The sequence below is a fragment of the Tabrizicola sp. genome, assembly GCF_022842145.1.
Lineage (GTDB): Bacteria > Pseudomonadota > Alphaproteobacteria > Rhodobacterales > Rhodobacteraceae > Tabrizicola.
Genome location: NZ_JALHQD010000001.1, coordinates 533487 through 549329, shown reverse-complemented (window position 1 = coordinate 549329; position 15843 = coordinate 533487). Strand labels below are relative to the sequence as shown.

Below are 15843 nucleotides of genomic sequence, written 5' to 3'. Positions count from 1 at the left end.
GGGCAGAGAGTCGTATCATGTGGCTGACCGGACCGCTTGCCCGCTTCCTGCCCGCCCCCGCGACCGAAGAGGGCGCGGGTGTGGCAGACGTTGTGGTGCTGCTGCATGGCTTAGCACGCACCGATGCCTCGCTTGCCCCGATGGCGCTGGCGTTGAAGGCGGCGGGCTTCCGGGTGGTCAACTGGGCCTACCCCTCGACCAAGGCGGCGCCGGAGGACCTGATCAAGGAGGTGGACCGCGCCGTCGCTGCTGCGGGGCCGGGGCGGGTACATTTCGTCACGCATTCGATGGGCGGCATTCTGCTGCGGGACTGGCTGGCACGCAGCCGACCCGCGCAGTTGGGTCGGGTGGTGATGCTTGCCCCGCCGAACCACGGGTCGGAGCTGGTGGACAAGCTGGGCGACAACCCGGTGTTCAGCATCATGAACGGCAAGGCCGGGCTGACGCTGGGGACCGGGCCGGACAGCTGGCCCAACCGCCTGCCGCCAGCGGATTATCCCTTGGGTATCATCGCGGGGACGCGGTCGCTGAACCCGGTCTGGAACACCATGCTGCCGGGGCCGAACGACGGCAAGGTCACGGTGGAAAGCACCCGGCTGGAGGGGATGGCGGACCATCTGGTCCTTCCGGTCACGCATACCTTCATGATGGTGAACCCGGTGGTCATTCGGCAGGTCCTGGCTTTTCTCCGCGAGGGGCGGTTCGACCCGTCACTAACACTGGCCTCTGTCGTGAAAGAGTCTCTTCAGGCGGTGCAGTCCCGGTAATGACCTCGGGCGTGCCGGTGTCGGGCTTGCCCTTGTCCAGTTGCGCCCGGCCCTTGGCGGCCAGGGCTTCGTATTGGGTGACGAAGGCGGCAAGCTCGCGTTCTTCCAGTTCTTCCAGGTCGAGCAGCGAAAGATGTGCACCTTCGGTCGCGCGGATCAGCTCGTCCAGCTTCAGCTGCATCGCGGTGGTGTCGCGGTTCTGGGTGTTCTGGATCAGGAAGACCATCAGGAAGGTGACGATGGTGGTGCCGGTGTTGATCACCAGCTGCCATGTGTCTGAAAAGCCGAAGATCGGGCCGGTGACCAGCCAGAGGATGATCGAGGCCACGGCCAGCAGGAAGGTGACGGGGCGGCCGGACAGCTGTGCGATCCAGCGGGCGGCGCGGGTGTAGACGGAGGTCTTGTCGTTCATGGCTACCTCGGGGCAAAAATCCCGGGGTAACGCGGAAGTGGGAAAACGGTGCCACAGTGGGGAAAGCGTGACTTTCGTCCCGCCTCGCGGGTGGGGCGCGGAGGCGCTGTCCGAGAAGGAGGGATCAGCCGCGGACGACCCGGTTGACGTGGCCCATCTTGCGGCCGGGACGGGGGGCGCCTTTGCCGTAAAGATGCACGGCGGTATCGCGCGCCTTCAGAAGGTCGGGCACGCGCAGGACATCATCGCCGATCAGGTTCTCCATCACCACGTCGGCGTAGCGATTGCCGTCACCCAAAGGCAGGCCCACCACGGCGCGGATGTGCTGTTCGAACTGGTCGACGGCGCAGCCCTGTTGCGTCCAGTGACCGGAGTTGTGGACACGGGGGGCGATCTCGTTGATCAGAAGGCCCTTCTGGGTGACGAAAAGCTCTACCCCCATGACGCCGACATAGTCGAGTGCGTTCAGGATGCGGGCGGCGATCAGGACGGCGTCGGTGCGCTGGGCGGGGCCCAGTTTGGCCGGGACGGTGGTCGTCCGCAGGATGCCCTCGCGGTGGATGTTCTCGCCGGGGTCGAAGCACGCGACCTGGCCGTCGAGGCTGCGGGCGGCGATAACGCTGACCTCGCGGTCAAAGGCGACGAAGCCTTCCAGGACGGAGGGTGCCTCGTTCATCGCGGCCCAGGCGGCGGGGATGTCTTCCGGCGCGGTCAGCTTGACCTGGCCCTTGCCGTCGTAGCCGAGCCGCGTGGTCTTCAGGATCGCGGGCAGGCCCAGCTGGTCGGCGGCGGCGCGCAGGTCGGCTTCGGAGTTCACGGCGGCCCAGGGGGCGGTTTGCAGGCCGAGGTCGTTCAGGAACGACTTCTCGCTGATCCGGTCCTGGCTGATCGCCAGCGCGCGGCGGTTCGGGCGGATCGGTTTCAGGCTTTCCAGAAGGTCCAGGGCCGAGGTCGGGACATTCTCGAACTCGTAGGTGATGACATCGACCGAGGCTGCGAAGGCGCGGAGGGCGGCTTCGTCCTCGTAGGGCGCGGTTGTCACCTTAAGAGACACGTCCCCGGCGGGGGCGGCACCCGGCTCATAGATGTGGGAGCGATAGCCAAGTCGGCTGGCGGCGACCGAGAGCATCCGGCCAAGTTGCCCGCCGCCAAGGATGCCGATGGTTGCGCCCTGCGGAAGCTCAGTCATCCTTCGGCTCCTCGGGGATCGAGGCGGAGAGGGCGTCGCGCCAGGTGTCCAGCCTTGCGGCCACGGCGGGGTCGGACACGGCCAGGATCGCGGCAGCCATGAGCCCCGCGTTGGCCGCGCCGCCGATGGCCATTGTGGCGACGGGGTAGCCTTTGGGCATCTGGAGGATGGAATACAGCGAGTCGACGCCGGACAATGCCTTGGTCTGGACCGGCACGCCAATCACCGGCACCCGGGTCTTGGAGGCCATCATGCCGGGAAGATGGGCGGCCCCACCGGCGCCCGCGATGATCACCTTCAGCCCGCGCGAAACGGCGGTCTTGCCATAGTCCCACAGCCGGTCGGGCGTGCGGTGGGCGGAGACGATCTTTGCCTCGTAGGGGATGCCAAGCTCGTCCAGGACCTCGGCCGCAGCCTTCATCGTCGGCCAGTCGCTTTGCGACCCCATGATGATTCCGACGGATACGACCATGCGCGGCTCCCTGGTTTCAGGCGCGATTACCGGGAACCGTGGCAAGGGGCAAGCGTCAGGCGATGATATCGGGGATCAGCATATCCTCGATCTTCACGATCTGATCCTTCAGAAACAGCTTCTGCTTCTTCAACCGGCGCAGGGTCAGCTGGTCGGGACGACCCGTTTCCTCAAGCGCATGGATCGCCTGATCCAGGTCGCGGTGTTCGCGACGCAGAACCTCAAGCTTGATGCCGAGCATTTCGTCGTGGCTGAGTTCGGTGGGCGCGTTCATGGTTGGCGAATCAATTCCTGCCTTTGCGCAAGGATATAGGAAAGCACTGCGCTTGCGTGAAGGTTTCTGCCAAGATTCACGCTGTGGATGCGGGGTGCGATGCTGCAGCGGGGCTTGCGAGGCGCGCAGGGGGGCCCCATATTTCTGACATGCGGTGCCTGAATGCGGGGCCGCAATGACCGAACCGTCGCTTATCGCAAGGACTGTCCGATGACGAAACTGAGCTTTGGGGCCCATCCCTATCTTCTGGGGTTCGAGCAGCTGGAACGGCTGGTCGAACGCACTGCCAAATCCGGGGCCGAGGGCTATCCTCCGTTCAACATCGAGGCGGTGGCGGAAAACGTCTACCGGATCACCCTTGCCGTCGCCGGCTTCCGCGAGGAGGACCTGTCGATCACGGTCGAGGACCGGCAGCTGGTCGTCCGCGGTCGTCAGGCCGATGACGTGGGCGAGCGGGTGTTTCTGCATCGCGGGATCGCGGCGCGTGCCTTCCAGCGCAGTTTCGTGCTGGCGGACGGGGTCGAGGTTGCGGGTGCGACGATGGAACACGGGCTTTTGCACGTCGACCTGCGCCGCCATGTGCCGGAGACCGTGGTGCAGACGATCCGGATCGGTCGCAAGGATGCCGCGTCCCAGGGGACGGGCTTTAAGGAAGGGCTGAAGAAATGAACACTCCATTCAATGGGCTGCCGCAAGGGGCCGACCGGATCGTCTATGTCCGGGAAATCGCCGTCATGGACCTGCCGGACGAAGTGCGCGAGCAGATGGACGGGCTGGACGTGATCTGGTCGGTCCACGGGGCGGACGGGCGGCAGCTGGCACTGGTCGCCGACCGGAACATGGCGTTCCACCTGGCGCGCGAGCATGACTTCACGCCGGTCAGCGTGCACTGATCGGCCACGCCGCCGTCGGGCGGCGTCGGGTGCTTCCTTACATTACTGGCCTTTGACGACGGAACGGCTACGCTGTTGCGTAGGTGTTGTGTCGTCAACGGAGGTCATCTTGAAAACCACAACCGGATACTCGGGCATCCAGATTGCCTTGCACTGGCTGATTGCCATCCTGATCGTGACCGCCTGGTTCACGGGTGAGGGTGCCGAAGAAGCGATGGAAGTGGTCGAGGACGGGGGCGTTGCGGGCTTTGTGCCGCATGTCGCCGTGGGGCTGTCGATCCTGGCGCTGGTCGTGGTGCGGGTGCTGGTCCGGCTGACGCGCGGAGCCCCTGCCGCACCGGGGACGCCGGGCAGCCTGACGGCGCGGGCGGCGGACTGGGGACACCGGCTGATCTATCTGCTGATGATCGCGGTGCCTCTGGGGGGTATCAGCGTCTTCTTCCTGGGCCTGGACGTGGGCGAGATCCACGGGCTGGCGGCGAACCTGTTGATGCTGGTCGTCCTGGGCCATGCGCTGATGGCGCTTTACCATCAGTATGTCCTGAAGGACGGGTTGCTGCGCCGGATGATGAAGGCGGGATAAATGACAAAGGCCGCGCCCGAAAGCGCGGCCCTTTTTGATCCGGAGGCCCAGATCAGGCCTTGATCAGGCCCATCTGCTCCAGCTTCAGCAGCACCTGGTGGGCGCAATGGTCGACATCGACATTCTCGGTGTCCACCACAAGCTCGGCCTGGGTCGGGGCCTCGTAGGGGTCGGAGATCCCGGTGAATTCCTTGATCTTGCCTTCACGCGCCAGCTTGTAGAGTCCCTTGCGGTCGCGGCGTTCGCATTCCTCGATCGAGGTGGCAACGTGGGTTTCGACGAAGGCACCGAAGGCTTCGACCATCTCGCGCACGGCGCGGCGGGTCGCGGTGTAGGGCGCGATGGGTGCGCAGATCGCGATGCCGCCGTTCTTGGTGATCTCGGATGCGACATAGCCGATGCGCTTGATGTTCAGGTCGCGGTGTTCCTTGCTGAACCCCAGTTCCGAGGACAGGTGCTTGCGCACGACGTCACCGTCCAGCAGCGTGACGGGACGCCCGCCCATCTCCATCAGCTTGACCATCAGCGCGTTGGCGATGGTGGACTTGCCGCTGCCCGAAAGCCCGGTGAAGAAGACGGTGAAACCCTGCTTGGACCGCGCGGGGCTAGTCTTGCGGAGTTCGTTGACGACCTCGGGGAAGGAGAACCATTCCGGGATGTCCAGGCCTTCGCGCAGGCGGCGGCGCAGTTCGGTGCCCGAGATGTCAAGGACGGTGGAGCCTTCCGGGATCTCGTTCGCGGGGTAGTACTGGGCCTTTTCGGCCACGTAGACCATGTGCTTGAAGTCGACCATTACGATGCCGATTTCGGCGGCGTGCTGGGCGAACAGCTCTTGCGCGGCGTAGGGGTCGTAGAAGTCCTTGCCCGCGCTGTTCTTGCCGGGACCGGCGTGGTCGCGGCCGACGATCATGTGGGTGCAGCCGTGGTTCTTGCGGATGATGCCGTGCCACACAGCCTCACGCGGGCCAGCCATGCGCATGGCAAGGTTGAGGAGGGAAAGGGCGGTGGTCTGGGCCGGATACTGGTCCAGAACCGCCTCATAGCAACGGACGCGGGTGAAGTGGTCGACGTCACCGGGTTTGGTCATGCCGACGACGGGGTGGATCAGGAGGTTCGCCTCGGCTTCGCGTGCGGCGCGGAAGGTCAGTTCCTGGTGCGCGCGGTGGAGCGGATTGCGGGTTTGGAAGGCCACGATCTTGCGCCAGCCCAGCTTGCGGAACAAGGCGCGGAGTTCGTTTGGCGTATCGCGGCGGGCCTTGAAGTCGTAGTGGACGGGCTGCTGGATACCGATCACCGGGCCACCGAGATAGACCTTGCCGGCCGTGTTGTGCAGGTAGTTGACCGCCGGATGCGCCAAGTCGTCGGCACCGAAGACGCCCTCGGCCTCGACCGCCTTGTTTGGCACCCACTTGTCGCTGATCGACAGGATCGCGAGGATCACGCCTTCCTGATCGCGCAGCGCGATGTCCTGACCCGGCTCGACCTTGTCGGCAAAAGCCTCGGAGACGTCCAGAGTGATCGGGATCGGGAAAAGGGTGCCGTCCGCGGTGCGCATGTTGGCCACCACGCCGTCGTAGTCCGCCTCGCTCATGAAGCCTTTCAGGGGCGAGAACCCGCCGTTCATCAGCAACTCGAGGTCGCAGATCTGGCGTGGGGTCAGGTCCCAGGAGGGGAGCTGCCCGGCCTCGACCTTCAGCTTCTGGGCCGAGTCGTAGGAGACGTAAAGCTCGGGGATCGGGGCGTGGTTCTGCAGGTACATCGGACAACCTTTCAGCACGGACTGGGCCGCATTTGCGCGGGTCCGTAACGCGGGAAAGGGGCGGAATTCAAGCGATCCCCGGAAGAAGGTCCGGAGAAAAGGCGGAAATGCCGCGTGGTGCAAAGGCCAAGGGTCAGAGTTCCGTGAAGCGGATGGCGGCTGGATGGATTTCCCAAAGGAGTTGCCCGCAGGTTGGATTCCAGGAACGGAATCCTGTTTTGCCAAATCTGACCGCGTCAGCTGCGCAAGAGCCGGACGACGATCAGGCCGGACAGGGGCAAGGAGATGCTGGCCGCAACGATACCACTGGCCGCGTCCTGCCAGGTGTAGTCCGGTCCCATCCCGAGGCCGATTTCGTGGAAGAAGAACATGACCCACCAGAAGAAGGTGTAGGTCCAGATCCGTTCGACCTGGTCATACCGGATCATCAGCCAGAGGCCGACGAACGCCACCGCGGTCCCCAGCCTGGACAAGGCCAGGCCCGAGAAGAAGCCGACAGAACTGGAAGCCGCGCCCGGGACATCCGACATGGCGATCATCGCGCCATGCGACGCGATTTCGATCAGCAGCAGCACTCCGAACACAAAGGCGATGGACAAGGCGATATGCATGGATGCTCCCACGGCTGATCACGTCGTCATTCTGCGCCCGATGTTCAAGGTGTCCTTGCGCTGGGTCAAGCGGGCACTCAGGCCAGGTAGGCCCGGAAGCTGCGGATGACCTTATCGTAGACCGCGCGCTTGAAGGGGACGATGCTTTCGACCATCTCGTCCGCCAGGATCCAGCGCCAGGTCGAGAACTCCGGATGTTCGGAGGCGATCTTGATGTCGCTGTCGGTGCCCTTGAAGCGGAACAGGAACCATTTCTGCCGCTGGCCCCGGAACTTGCCGCCCCAGACCTTGCCCAGAAGCTCGGTCGGGAGGTCGTAGGTCACCCAGCCGTGGGTCTTGGCGACGAACTCCACCTTGTCCCGGGTCACGCCGGTTTCTTCCCACAGCTCGCGGTAGGCGGCTTCACGGGGCTTTTCGCCGTCGTCGATCCCGCCCTGCGGCATCTGCCACGCGGGCGAGGGGCTGTCGATCCGCTGGCCTGCGAAGACCATGCCGCGGGCGTCGATCAGCACGACGCCCACGCAGGGCCGGTAGGGCAGGCTTTCGACGTCGACCATCGAGCGCTTACTGCTCTTCCAGGGCGATGGCGGTCAGGCCCTTGATGATGTCGACGGCATAGGCAAGCTGGTAATCCTCGTCGCGAAGCTTGGCGGATTCCTCGGCGCGCTGCTGCTCTTCCTGGTAAAGCCGCTTCTCCTCGTCGGTCATCGAGTCGTTGGTGATCGCACCGCGCAGGTCGGCTTCGGACCGCTCGCGCTTGGCTGCCGATTGCTCCTCGTCCTCGGCGGCGTCCTCGGGGGGCGGGGGGGCAGGCTGCTGAACGACGATGTCGGGCGAGATGCCAAGGGCCTGGATCGACCGGCCCGAGGGCGTGTAATAGCGCGCGGTGGTCAGGCGCATGGCGCCGTCGCCCCGGAGCGGGATCAGGGTCTGGACCGATCCCTTGCCAAAGCTTTTGGTGCCGACGACGATGGCGCGGCGGTGATCCTGCAAGGCGCCGGCCACGATCTCGGAAGCCGAGGCGGAGCCGCCGTTGATCAGGACAACGATCGGCTTGCCTTCGATCAGATCGCCGGGCTGGGCATTGTAGCGTTCGCCGCTTTGCGGGTCGCGGCCCCGGGTCGAGACGATCTCGCCCTTGTCGAGGAAACTGTCCGAAACGGTGATCGCCTCGTTCAAGAGGCCGCCGGGGTTGTTGCGCATGTCGACGACAACACCGTCGAGGTTCTCCATGCCGCCAAGCTCTTCAAGGCCCTTCTTCAGCTCTTCGGCCAAGCCGCTGGTGGTCTGGTCGTTGAACGTGGTGATGCGAAGCACGACGGTCTTGCCGACGACCCGGCCGCGCACGGCGGTCAGCTTGATCGTGTCGCGGATGATCGAGACGTCGAAGGGTTCGGGCGTGCCTTCCCGGACGATGGTGATGATGATCTCGGACCCGATGGGGCCGCGCATCTTTTCAACGGCGTCGTCCAGCAGAAGGCCCGAGACCGGCTCGGCGTCGACATGGGTGATGAAGTCGCCCGCCAAGATCCCGGCCTTGTCGGCAGGGGTGTCGTCCATCGGGGCGATGACCTTGATGAAGCCTTCTTCCTGCGTGACCTCGATCCCGAGACCCCCGAACTCGCCGCGGGTCTGGACCTGCATGTCCTCGAAGTCCTTGGCGGAGAGGTAGGACGAATGGGGGTCAAGCGAGGTCAGCATCCCGTTGATCGCCGCTGTCACCAGCTTGTCGGTCGGGACCTCTTCGACATATTGCGAGCGAACCCGTTCGAAGATGTCGCCGAAGAGGTCAAGCTGGTCATAGACCGAACTGTCCTGCACCGCTTCCTGCGCGACGAGGGGACCGGCGATCTGCGTGGTCGCGAGGACCCCGGCAACGGTTCCCACCAGCGCGGCGATCACATGTTTCTTCATCCTCGTCAGTCTCCTGTGCGGGCCAGTCCGGTGAACCACGGGATCGGGTCCACGGGGGCGGCCCCCTGTCTGAGTTCCATATAAAGCGTTTCCGTGTCGCGCCCACCAGAGCGATCTGGCGACCCGGCCAGGAAATCCGCCGCCGCGCCCGGTGATCCACCCATCAGGCCAAGGGGCGTTTCAGCGGCAACAACTTCTCCCACTTCGCCATACAGGGTTTCCATGCCTGCAAGAACCAGGAGATAGCCGTCGCCGGGCTCAAGGATCATCACATTTCCGTAGTCGAGAAGCGGTCCCCGGTAGCGGATGGTGGCGGGCCAGGGCGCGGTGACGAGTGCGCGGGGCTGGGTCGCCAGCGTGATGCCGGGTCGGCGGACCCCGGTGGCATCGGCCTCGTCCGGGCGGCGGAGGATCGTGCCGAGTGCGGGAAGCGGCAGGCGGCCCTTCTCGGTGGCAAAGGAGGTTCCACTTTCGGCATCGGGCGACAGGCCGGCGGCGAAGGCGTCCAGCGTGTCGGCGCTGTCCAGAAGGCCTTTCAGCACCTCGGGGTCTTCGGTGAAGCGTTTCGGCAGGTCGGTGCGGTCCGAAATGGCCTGCGACAGTTCGGTGCGGGCCTCCTGCGCGGAGGCAAGGCCGGTCTTCAGCACCTCGCCCGCCGACAGTTGCAAGGCCCGCAGGTCGGCCAGTTCCTGCAGTTCGGCCTTCAGCGCGGCGGCTTCTGATTGCAGCGCCGGGGTCACGTCCGCAAGGATCATCCCCGACCGGGCCGAGCCGACCGCGCCGTCAGGATGCAGCAACAGAAGCGGACCGGGGTTCGCCTCCATCGTCGCCAGCACACCCAGCAGCCGCCCGATCCCGTCGCGCTTGGCGTCGAAGGCGCGGGTCAGCGTCGCCTCCCGCAAGGCGGCCTCGCGCAGCGCGCCGCGCAGGGCGGCAAGGCCCGCCTCGTAAGCGCGGATGGTCTGGCTTAGCGCCGAGACCCGGTCGCGCGCCTCGGTCGCGGCGTCCAGTGCGGCCACTGCCTCTTGCAGCGCGGAGGAGGCGCGGGCGGCTTGTTCGGCCACGGTTTCAGCCTGCAAGGGCAGGGCAAGGAGACAAAGCAGGGCGGCGGTGCGGATCATGCGAAAAGGGTCTGGCCTATCAGGCTTTGGCCGGTCATCTGTGGTGGCTGGGGCAGGCCCATGAGCTGCAACAGCGTCGGGGCCAGGTCGGCCAGCCTGCCGCTGCGCAGGGTCGCGCCGGGGGGGCCGCCGACCAGGATGACCGGAACCGGATTCGTGGTATGCGCGGTATGCGGGCCGCCGGTGACGGGATCGACCATCACCTCGCAGTTGCCGTGGTCGGCGGTGACGATCATCGCGCCGCCCGCGGCTTGCAGAGCGGCCAGTGCGCGGGTCAGGCCACGGTCCACCGCCTCGCAGGCCTTGATCGCCGCTGGAAGCGACCCGGTATGGCCCACCATGTCGGGGTTGGCGAAGTTGACGACGATCAGATCGTAGCCCTTTTCGATGGCGGCAACGAGGTGGCCGGAGACCTGGTCCGCGCTCATCTCGGGCTGCAGGTCATAGGTCGCGACCTTGGGTGAGGACGGCATGGCGCGTTCTTCGCCGGGATAGGGTGCCTCGCGCCCGCCGTTCAGGAAGAAGGTGACGTGGGGATACTTCTCGGTCTCGGCCAGGCGGAACTGGGTCAATCCGTGGCTGGCAACCCATTCGCCAAGGGTGTTGATCAGCACGCGCTTGGGGAAGGCGGTGCCCATGTAGGCGTTGTGGAGGTCGGAGTATTCGACCATCCCCAGCAGAACCGACCACTGCGGCCGGGTCCCGGTGTCGAAGGCGGTGAAGGTCGCATCGCCGATGGCCGCCAGGATTTCGCGCGCGCGGTCGGCGCGGAAGTTCAGGCAGAAGACCCCGTCGCCGTCCTTGGCGCCGTGGTAGCCGTCGATCACCGTGGGGGCGAGGAATTCGTCCGTCTCGCCCTTGCCGTAGCTGTTCGAGACTGCGGTCAGCGGGTCGGGCGCGGTTTCGCCCTTCGCGTGGATCATCGCGTCAAAGGCGCGGCTCACACGCTCCCAGCGGTTGTCGCGGTCCATCGCCCAGTAGCGGCCCGTCACCGTGGCGATGCTGGCGCCATAGGGGAGGCGTTTGACCAGCGCCTCGACGAAGTTCTGGGCCGAGGAGGGCGCGACGTCGCGGCCGTCGGTGATTGCGTGCAGCGCGACCGGAACGCCAAGGGCGGTGATGGCGCGGCAGGCGGCAAGGATGTGGTTGACGTGCCCATGCACCCCGCCATCCGAGACGACGCCCATCAGATGCGCGGTGCCCCTTGCGGCTTTCACCTTCGCGGCGAAGTCCAGGATCGCGGGGTTCTTGGCAAAGCTCCCATCCTCGACCGCCAGATCAATGGCACCCAGGTCCATCGCCACCACGCGGCCCGCGCCGATGTTGGTATGCCCGACTTCGGAGTTGCCCATCTGCCCGGTGGGCAGGCCCACGTCCGGGCCGAAGGTGGTCAGCGTGGCATGGGGGCAGGTGGCCCAGAGGTGGTTGAAGGTCGGCACATGCGCCTGGGCCGGGGCGCTGGTGTCGGGGTTCGGACCGATGCCCCAGCCGTCGAGGATGCAGAGGACGACGGGTTTCGGGGCGGGCATTGGCAGTCTCCTACTTCGCTGGAAGGCTTTTACGCGCCGCCCGGTGGCAGAGCAACCGTCACGCCTGGCGCAAGGCCGCCTTCTCCCGCACGCGCTGGCGCCACAGGGTGAAGACGCCTGCCGCCACGACGATCCCCGCGCCGACGGCGACGTTGATCCGCAGGGTTTCTCCGAAGATGAAAAGACCGATGGCCGACGCCCAGACCAGTTGCAGATAGGCGAAGGGCTGGATCGCCGACGCCTCGGCCACGGCGTAGGACTTGATGAGAAGCCAGTGGCTGAGGGCGGCGGTGCAGCACAAAAGCAGCATCCAGCCCCAGTCCGCAGGCGTCATCCAGGTCCAGTGCATCAGACCGAAGGGTGTCATCGCGATGGCGCCGACGACCCCGGTGTAGAAGAAACTGACCGAGGCGCTGTCCTTCTGCGCGACATAGCGGGTCAGGAGGCCGTAGACCGCGAACATCGTGGCGGACAGAAGTGGCACCAGCGCCCAGGGCGTGAAGACACCGAAGCCGGGTTGCAGGATGATGAGGACACCCGCGAAACCGACCAGGATCGCCGCCCAGCGCCGCCAGCCGACCTTTTCGCCCAGGATCGGACCGGAGAGCGCCGCGACCAGAAGCGGGTAGCAGGTGAAGACCGCATGCGCCTCGATCAGGCCCAGCTTGACGAAGGCGACCAGCATGACGGCGATCTCGGCCACCAGGATCACGCCGCGGGCGATCTGGACCTTGGGGAAGGCGGACCGGCTGGCCGCGCGAAGGCCGCCCTCGGACCGGGCGGCGAGGGCGACGACGAAGAGGGCGAAGAACCAGAAGCGGACCATCACCACCATCGTGACGTTGTAGGTCGACCCCAGGTGGCGCGAGATGCCGTCCTGCACCGCGAAGACCAGCGTCGTTGCGATCATCAGCCAGATGCCGAGTTTGGTGTTCTGAACGGCCTGGTGGGTCATGCGGCTTTCCGTTCCAGCGACAGGGCGTAAAGGCCCGCGGCGACCACGATCAGGCTGCCAAGGGCGACGGGCAGTTCAAGCACCTCGCCATAGACGGCCATGCCGATGATCGTGACGAAGACCAGCTGCAGGTAGGCATAGGGCTGCACCCGCGCGGCCTCGACCTGTTCGTAGCACTTCAGAAGGAGCCAGTGCGACAGGATCGACAGCCCGCAGTAGACCGCCAGCAGCGCGCCGTCCTGCGGCAGCATCGGGGTCAGGGAGGGCAGGCCGATCCCGGTGATCAGCCCCGCGCCGATGACGCCGGGCCAGAAGAAGGCGGGGAAGGTCGCCTCGACCCGGGTGGTGAGGCGCGTCAGCACGGAGTAAAGCGCGAACATGAAGGCCGCCGCCAGGGGCAGGATCGCCGCCCAGGAAAAGACGCCCATGCCGGGGCGCAGGATCACCAGCACGCCCAGAAGGCCCGCCGCGACGGCGGCCCAGCGTTGCCAGCTGATCCGTTCGCCCAGGATGGGACCGGACAGGGCGACGATCAGCAGCGGGCAGACCGAGAAGATCGCCAGCGAGTTGATTAGCCCGATCTGGGTATAGCCCCAGACGATCAGGCAGATCTCGGCCACCAGAAGGCAGGACCGCACCAGATGCGTGGGCAAGCGGGTCGACTGGATCGCGGCGCGGAACCCCTCGGGCTGACGCAGAGCCAGAAGGATGACGAACCCGGCAAAGACCCAGTAGCGGATCATGATGATCATCTGGGTGGAATAGGTCCCCGCCAGGTGCTTGGCGAAGGCGTCCTGCGCCGCAAAGGTGGCGACGGCGGCCACCATGAGCCAGATGCCCAAAGTCGGATTGCGCGAGGAGGTCATGTCGCGGGCTGGCTATCATCTGCGACGGCTGGGCGGAAGGGGCGCGACGCCAGCTTGACGCATGGCCGGACTCTGCGCACAGTTGGCGCGTCATAAGGGAGCGTCTGCGTGATCTTGCGCGCCAACCACCACCATACGACCGGCCCTGTCCGTGCCCCGCATCTGATCGTGCGGGGCTGATCGGGGCCACACGACGTCTCTGATCTGCCCGAACGGCAGCGCGTCTGCCATGTCCGGACCGGAGACTCCCATGTCCCTTCTCGCCCTGAAAGCCGCTGGCATCACGCTTGGCGCGCCGCTGTTTTCCCAGCTTGATCTGACCCTTCACCCCGGCGACCGGCTGGCCATCGTGGCCCCGAACGGCCGCGGCAAGTCCACGTTGCTGCAAGCCGTGGCGGGCTTTGCCGACCTGACGGCCGGTGAAATCACCCGGCGGAGGGGGCTGGTTACCGGGTATCTGCCGCAGGACACGCCGCAAGCCCTTTCCCGGCTTTCCAGCCGCGACGCCGTTCTGGCGGCCGCCCCCGAGGGCGATCACTGGCGCGCCGATATCGCGCTGGATGATCTGGAGATTCCCCAGGACCTGCGCGACCGGCGCATGGCAGAGCTGTCCGGCGGGTGGCAGCGCCTGGCGATGCTGGCCAGCGTCTGGGTCGCAGAGCCAGACCTTCTCCTCCTGGACGAGCCGACGAACCACCTTGATCTCTCGCACATCGGGCTGGTGCAGCGCTGGATCACCGCCCTGCCGCGCGCGACGGCGCTGATGGTGGTGTCGCACGACCGGGCGTTCCTGGACGACATCTGCACCCGGACCCTGTTTCTGCGCGAAAGCCAGTCGCAGGTGTTCGCGCTGCCCTACTCCCGTGCCCTTGTCGCGCTGGAGGAGGTCGACGCCGCAACCGGTCGTCAGCATGACCAGGACCTGCGCGCGGCGCGGCAGTTGCGCAGGCAGGCGGCAAAACTGAAGAACATCGGCATGAACTCGGGCAGCGATCTGCTGGTGGTAAAGACCCGGCAGCTTACCGAGCGTGCCGCGAAGATCGAGGCCTCTGCCACCCCAGCTTACAAACCACGCAGCGCGGGCGAAATCCGGCTGGACATCACCGAGGCCCGTGCCCGCGCGCTGATCTCGGTCGCGCCTTGTGCCGTCACGGCGCCGGGCGGGCGGGTGCTGTTTCACTGCCCGCAGCTATGGATCGCGCCCGGTGACCGTATCGTGCTGCTGGGGGCGAACGGGGTCGGCAAGTCGCGCTTTGTGGCCCTTGTGGAAGCGGCGCTGCGCGGGGGTGATGGCCCGGTTCGGGTGGCACCGACCGTGGTCGCGGGGATCGCCGATCAGAGGCTGCGTAGCCTTGACCCCGACGCCACGGCACACGGGCTGGTGACCCGCCGCTTCGACCTGGGGGACCAGCCTGCCCGGACGGCCCTGGCGGGGGCTGGCATCGCACTTGCCCTGCAGACTACCCCGATCCGCGCGCTTTCGGGCGGCCAGCGCGCGCGGCTGCAACTGCTGGTGCTGCGCCTGACCCGGCCCAATTTCTTCCTGCTGGATGAACCCACCAACCATCTGGACATCGAAGGTCAAGAGGCGCTGGAGGACGAGCTGGTCACGAAATCCACGGCGACTTTGCTGGTGTCGCATGACCGCAGCTTGATCCGCGCGGTCGGAACCCGGTTCTGGTGGATCGAGCCTGGTGGCAAGAACGGGGGCCGGTTGACCGAAGTGGGCAGCCCCGAGCCTTTCATCGACGGGATGCTGAAACCTGTGGTCAGCGGATGGTGAAGGCCACCTCGTTCCGGCGGTTCCACGGCAGGGTCATCGGCGCGTCGTAGAAGTAGTAGTGCGGCCCGTCGATGACTTCGTGGCCCTGCGCCTCGGCCCAGTCGCGCAGGGCGTTCGCACGCTCGGCCAGGCCCGCGCTGCCGGGCAGGCCGGAGAAGCGTTCGACCAGTTGGCGCGACGGCCCGGCGGGCACGAAACGGATGCGGTCGTCGCGGGGGGCGGGGAGAGTCTCGGCGGTGTAGCGCGCGGGCATCATGAAGCTGACCGTCCAGAAATCCCGCTCGGCCGTCTGGGCGACGGGGACGGTCATCGCGATCTTCTCGCCCGTGTCATTGCCGCCGAAGATGTAGCCCGCCAGCATCCGGAACCCGGCCTGGATCGCGCCGGTCCGTCCGCCGGTGACCTTCACCTCGGCCAGAAGATGCGGGCCGTAGGTGCGAATCTCTCGGGCGCCGTCGGACCATTCGACGCTGTAGGGCGGCATTTCATAGCCCTTGTGGGTCGCCTCGGCCCCTGCCATCCCCGCCATCGCTACCCCCAAGACCGCTGCCATAACCAGTTTGCGCATCGAAACACCTCTGCTTTCAAGGGGAGCTAGCTTGCCCGACGCGGATTTCGAGCGTATATCGCGCCCATGTCCGGGTTCATCTACTTCAACATCACCGATCACGCGCGGCTTCCGGCCCGCTTCTTCGGCATGACCCGCAGTGTCCTT

General features: G+C 66.1%; 18 protein-coding genes. 5 read left to right on the top strand and 13 right to left on the bottom strand.

The genetic code is table 11. The features are described 5' to 3' along the window. Window positions 1-17 precede the first annotated feature (17 nt). Entirely contained in the window at window positions 18-767 is a 750-nt protein-coding gene (locus Q0C42_RS02850; protein ID WP_295071667.1) for an alpha/beta fold hydrolase, read from the top strand. Here Q0C42_RS02850 and Q0C42_RS02845 read toward each other — a convergent pair. The 4 genes from Q0C42_RS02845 to Q0C42_RS02830 form a co-directional block, all read right to left on the bottom strand. Continuing rightward, on the bottom strand, window positions 664-1179 hold the full coding sequence (locus Q0C42_RS02845) for a low affinity iron permease family protein (RefSeq protein ID WP_295071664.1): 516 nt from the start codon (window positions 1177-1179) through the stop codon (window positions 664-666). The genes Q0C42_RS02850 and Q0C42_RS02845 overlap by 104 nt on opposite strands. Before the next feature lie 124 nt (window positions 1180-1303). Further along, a complete protein-coding gene (locus Q0C42_RS02840) occupies window positions 1304-2368 on the bottom strand; it encodes a 5-(carboxyamino)imidazole ribonucleotide synthase (RefSeq protein ID WP_295071662.1) in 1065 nt (354 codons plus the stop codon). Next, window positions 2361-2840 carry a 5-(carboxyamino)imidazole ribonucleotide mutase gene (gene purE, locus Q0C42_RS02835; RefSeq protein ID WP_295071659.1) on the bottom strand — a complete coding sequence of 160 codons (480 nt, stop codon included), beginning with the start codon at window positions 2838-2840 and terminating at the stop codon, window positions 2361-2363. Before purE ends, Q0C42_RS02840 begins: the two co-directional genes overlap by 8 nt. Before the next feature lie 55 nt (window positions 2841-2895). Beyond that, the gene (locus Q0C42_RS02830; RefSeq protein WP_295071656.1) at window positions 2896-3114 is read right to left on the bottom strand and encodes a DUF465 domain-containing protein; all 219 of its coding nucleotides are present in this window, start codon (window positions 3112-3114) and stop codon (window positions 2896-2898) included. Window positions 3115-3324: 210 nt separating this feature from the next. On the opposite strand from Q0C42_RS02830, the gene Q0C42_RS02825 reads away from it, so the two are divergent. The 3 genes from Q0C42_RS02825 to Q0C42_RS02815 all read left to right on the top strand — a co-directional run bounded on the left by Q0C42_RS02825 (window position 3325) and on the right by Q0C42_RS02815 (window position 4590). Further along, window positions 3325-3783, top strand: coding sequence for an Hsp20 family protein (locus Q0C42_RS02825; RefSeq protein WP_295071653.1), 459 nt, complete (start codon window positions 3325-3327; stop codon window positions 3781-3783). Beyond that, complete coding sequence (locus tag Q0C42_RS02820; protein ID WP_295071650.1) at window positions 3780-4007, top strand: DUF1150 family protein; 228 nt, start codon at window positions 3780-3782, stop codon at window positions 4005-4007. Before Q0C42_RS02825 ends, Q0C42_RS02820 begins: the two co-directional genes overlap by 4 nt. A 109-nt stretch (window positions 4008-4116) precedes the next feature. Continuing rightward, complete coding sequence (locus tag Q0C42_RS02815; RefSeq protein WP_295071647.1) at window positions 4117-4590, top strand: cytochrome b/b6 domain-containing protein; 474 nt, start codon at window positions 4117-4119, stop codon at window positions 4588-4590. A gap of 52 nt (window positions 4591-4642) precedes the next feature. Here the strand turns inward: Q0C42_RS02815 and Q0C42_RS02810 are convergent, their stop codons facing one another. The 8 genes from Q0C42_RS02810 to Q0C42_RS02775 all read right to left on the bottom strand — a co-directional run bounded on the left by Q0C42_RS02810 (window position 4643) and on the right by Q0C42_RS02775 (window position 13345). Next, complete coding sequence (locus Q0C42_RS02810; protein ID WP_295071644.1) at window positions 4643-6349, bottom strand: bifunctional sulfate adenylyltransferase/adenylylsulfate kinase; 1707 nt, start codon at window positions 6347-6349, stop codon at window positions 4643-4645. 236 nt (window positions 6350-6585) lie between these two features. Beyond that, a complete protein-coding gene (locus Q0C42_RS02805; RefSeq protein ID WP_295071641.1) occupies window positions 6586-6960 on the bottom strand; it encodes a hypothetical protein in 375 nt (124 codons plus the stop codon). A gap of 77 nt (window positions 6961-7037) precedes the next feature. After that, entirely contained in the window at window positions 7038-7517 is a 480-nt protein-coding gene (locus tag Q0C42_RS02800; protein ID WP_295071638.1) for an RNA pyrophosphohydrolase, read from the bottom strand. 7 nt (window positions 7518-7524) lie between these two features. Next, complete coding sequence (locus Q0C42_RS02795) at window positions 7525-8874, bottom strand: S41 family peptidase (RefSeq protein ID WP_295071635.1); 1350 nt, start codon at window positions 8872-8874, stop codon at window positions 7525-7527. Window positions 8875-8879: 5 nt separating this feature from the next. Continuing rightward, a complete protein-coding gene (locus Q0C42_RS02790; RefSeq protein WP_295071632.1) occupies window positions 8880-9995 on the bottom strand; it encodes a peptidoglycan DD-metalloendopeptidase family protein in 1116 nt (371 codons plus the stop codon). After that, entirely contained in the window at window positions 9992-11524 is a 1533-nt protein-coding gene (gene gpmI, locus Q0C42_RS02785) for a 2,3-bisphosphoglycerate-independent phosphoglycerate mutase (protein WP_295071629.1), read from the bottom strand. The genes Q0C42_RS02790 and gpmI overlap by 4 nt, the downstream gene beginning before the upstream one ends. 58 nt (window positions 11525-11582) lie before the next feature. Then, on the bottom strand, window positions 11583-12479 hold the full coding sequence (locus tag Q0C42_RS02780; protein WP_295071626.1) for a DMT family transporter: 897 nt from the start codon (window positions 12477-12479) through the stop codon (window positions 11583-11585). Next, a complete protein-coding gene (locus Q0C42_RS02775) occupies window positions 12476-13345 on the bottom strand; it encodes a DMT family transporter (protein ID WP_295071623.1) in 870 nt (289 codons plus the stop codon). The genes Q0C42_RS02780 and Q0C42_RS02775 overlap by 4 nt, the downstream gene beginning before the upstream one ends. Before the next feature lie 250 nt (window positions 13346-13595). On the opposite strand from Q0C42_RS02775, the gene Q0C42_RS02770 reads away from it, so the two are divergent. Next, window positions 13596-15128 carry an ABC-F family ATP-binding cassette domain-containing protein gene (locus Q0C42_RS02770; protein ID WP_295071620.1) on the top strand — a complete coding sequence of 511 codons (1533 nt, stop codon included), beginning with the start codon at window positions 13596-13598 and terminating at the stop codon, window positions 15126-15128. Here Q0C42_RS02770 and Q0C42_RS02765 read toward each other — a convergent pair. After that, complete coding sequence (locus Q0C42_RS02765) at window positions 15115-15696, bottom strand: heme-binding protein (protein WP_295071617.1); 582 nt, start codon at window positions 15694-15696, stop codon at window positions 15115-15117. The two genes, Q0C42_RS02770 and Q0C42_RS02765, sit on opposite strands and share 14 nt — an antisense overlap. Between the last annotated feature and the right edge of the window lie 147 nt (window positions 15697-15843).

Bases quoted from the DNA above. Each gene is read 5' to 3' on its own strand.
- Q0C42_RS02825 (WP_295071653.1), top strand. From the start codon at position 3,325: ATGACGAAACTGAGCTTTGGGGCCCATCCCTATCTTCTGGGGTTCGAG.
- Q0C42_RS02810 (WP_295071644.1), bottom strand. From the start codon at position 6,349: ATGTACCTGCAGAACCACGCCCCGATCCCCGAGCTTTACGTCTCCTAC.
- Q0C42_RS02765 (WP_295071617.1), bottom strand. From the start codon at position 15,696: ATGCGCAAACTGGTTATGGCAGCGGTCTTGGGGGTAGCGATGGCGGGG.
- Q0C42_RS02840 (WP_295071662.1), bottom strand. From the start codon at position 2,368: ATGACTGAGCTTCCGCAGGGCGCAACCATCGGCATCCTTGGCGGCGGG.
- Q0C42_RS02805 (WP_295071641.1), bottom strand. From the start codon at position 6,960: ATGCATATCGCCTTGTCCATCGCCTTTGTGTTCGGAGTGCTGCTGCTG.
- Q0C42_RS02850 (WP_295071667.1), top strand. From the start codon at position 18: ATGTGGCTGACCGGACCGCTTGCCCGCTTCCTGCCCGCCCCCGCGACC.
- Q0C42_RS02790 (WP_295071632.1), bottom strand. From the start codon at position 9,995: ATGATCCGCACCGCCGCCCTGCTTTGTCTCCTTGCCCTGCCCTTGCAG.
- Q0C42_RS02800 (WP_295071638.1), bottom strand. From the start codon at position 7,517: ATGGTCGACGTCGAAAGCCTGCCCTACCGGCCCTGCGTGGGCGTCGTG.
- Q0C42_RS02775 (WP_295071623.1), bottom strand. From the start codon at position 13,345: ATGACCTCCTCGCGCAATCCGACTTTGGGCATCTGGCTCATGGTGGCC.
- Q0C42_RS02845 (WP_295071664.1), bottom strand. From the start codon at position 1,179: ATGAACGACAAGACCTCCGTCTACACCCGCGCCGCCCGCTGGATCGCA.
- Q0C42_RS02830 (WP_295071656.1), bottom strand. From the start codon at position 3,114: ATGAACGCGCCCACCGAACTCAGCCACGACGAAATGCTCGGCATCAAG.
- Q0C42_RS02780 (WP_295071626.1), bottom strand. From the start codon at position 12,479: ATGACCCACCAGGCCGTTCAGAACACCAAACTCGGCATCTGGCTGATG.
- Q0C42_RS02820 (WP_295071650.1), top strand. From the start codon at position 3,780: ATGAACACTCCATTCAATGGGCTGCCGCAAGGGGCCGACCGGATCGTC.
- gpmI (WP_295071629.1), bottom strand. From the start codon at position 11,524: ATGCCCGCCCCGAAACCCGTCGTCCTCTGCATCCTCGACGGCTGGGGC.
- Q0C42_RS02795 (WP_295071635.1), bottom strand. From the start codon at position 8,874: ATGAAGAAACATGTGATCGCCGCGCTGGTGGGAACCGTTGCCGGGGTC.
- purE (WP_295071659.1), bottom strand. From the start codon at position 2,840: ATGGTCGTATCCGTCGGAATCATCATGGGGTCGCAAAGCGACTGGCCG.
- Q0C42_RS02770 (WP_295071620.1), top strand. From the start codon at position 13,596: ATGTCCCTTCTCGCCCTGAAAGCCGCTGGCATCACGCTTGGCGCGCCG.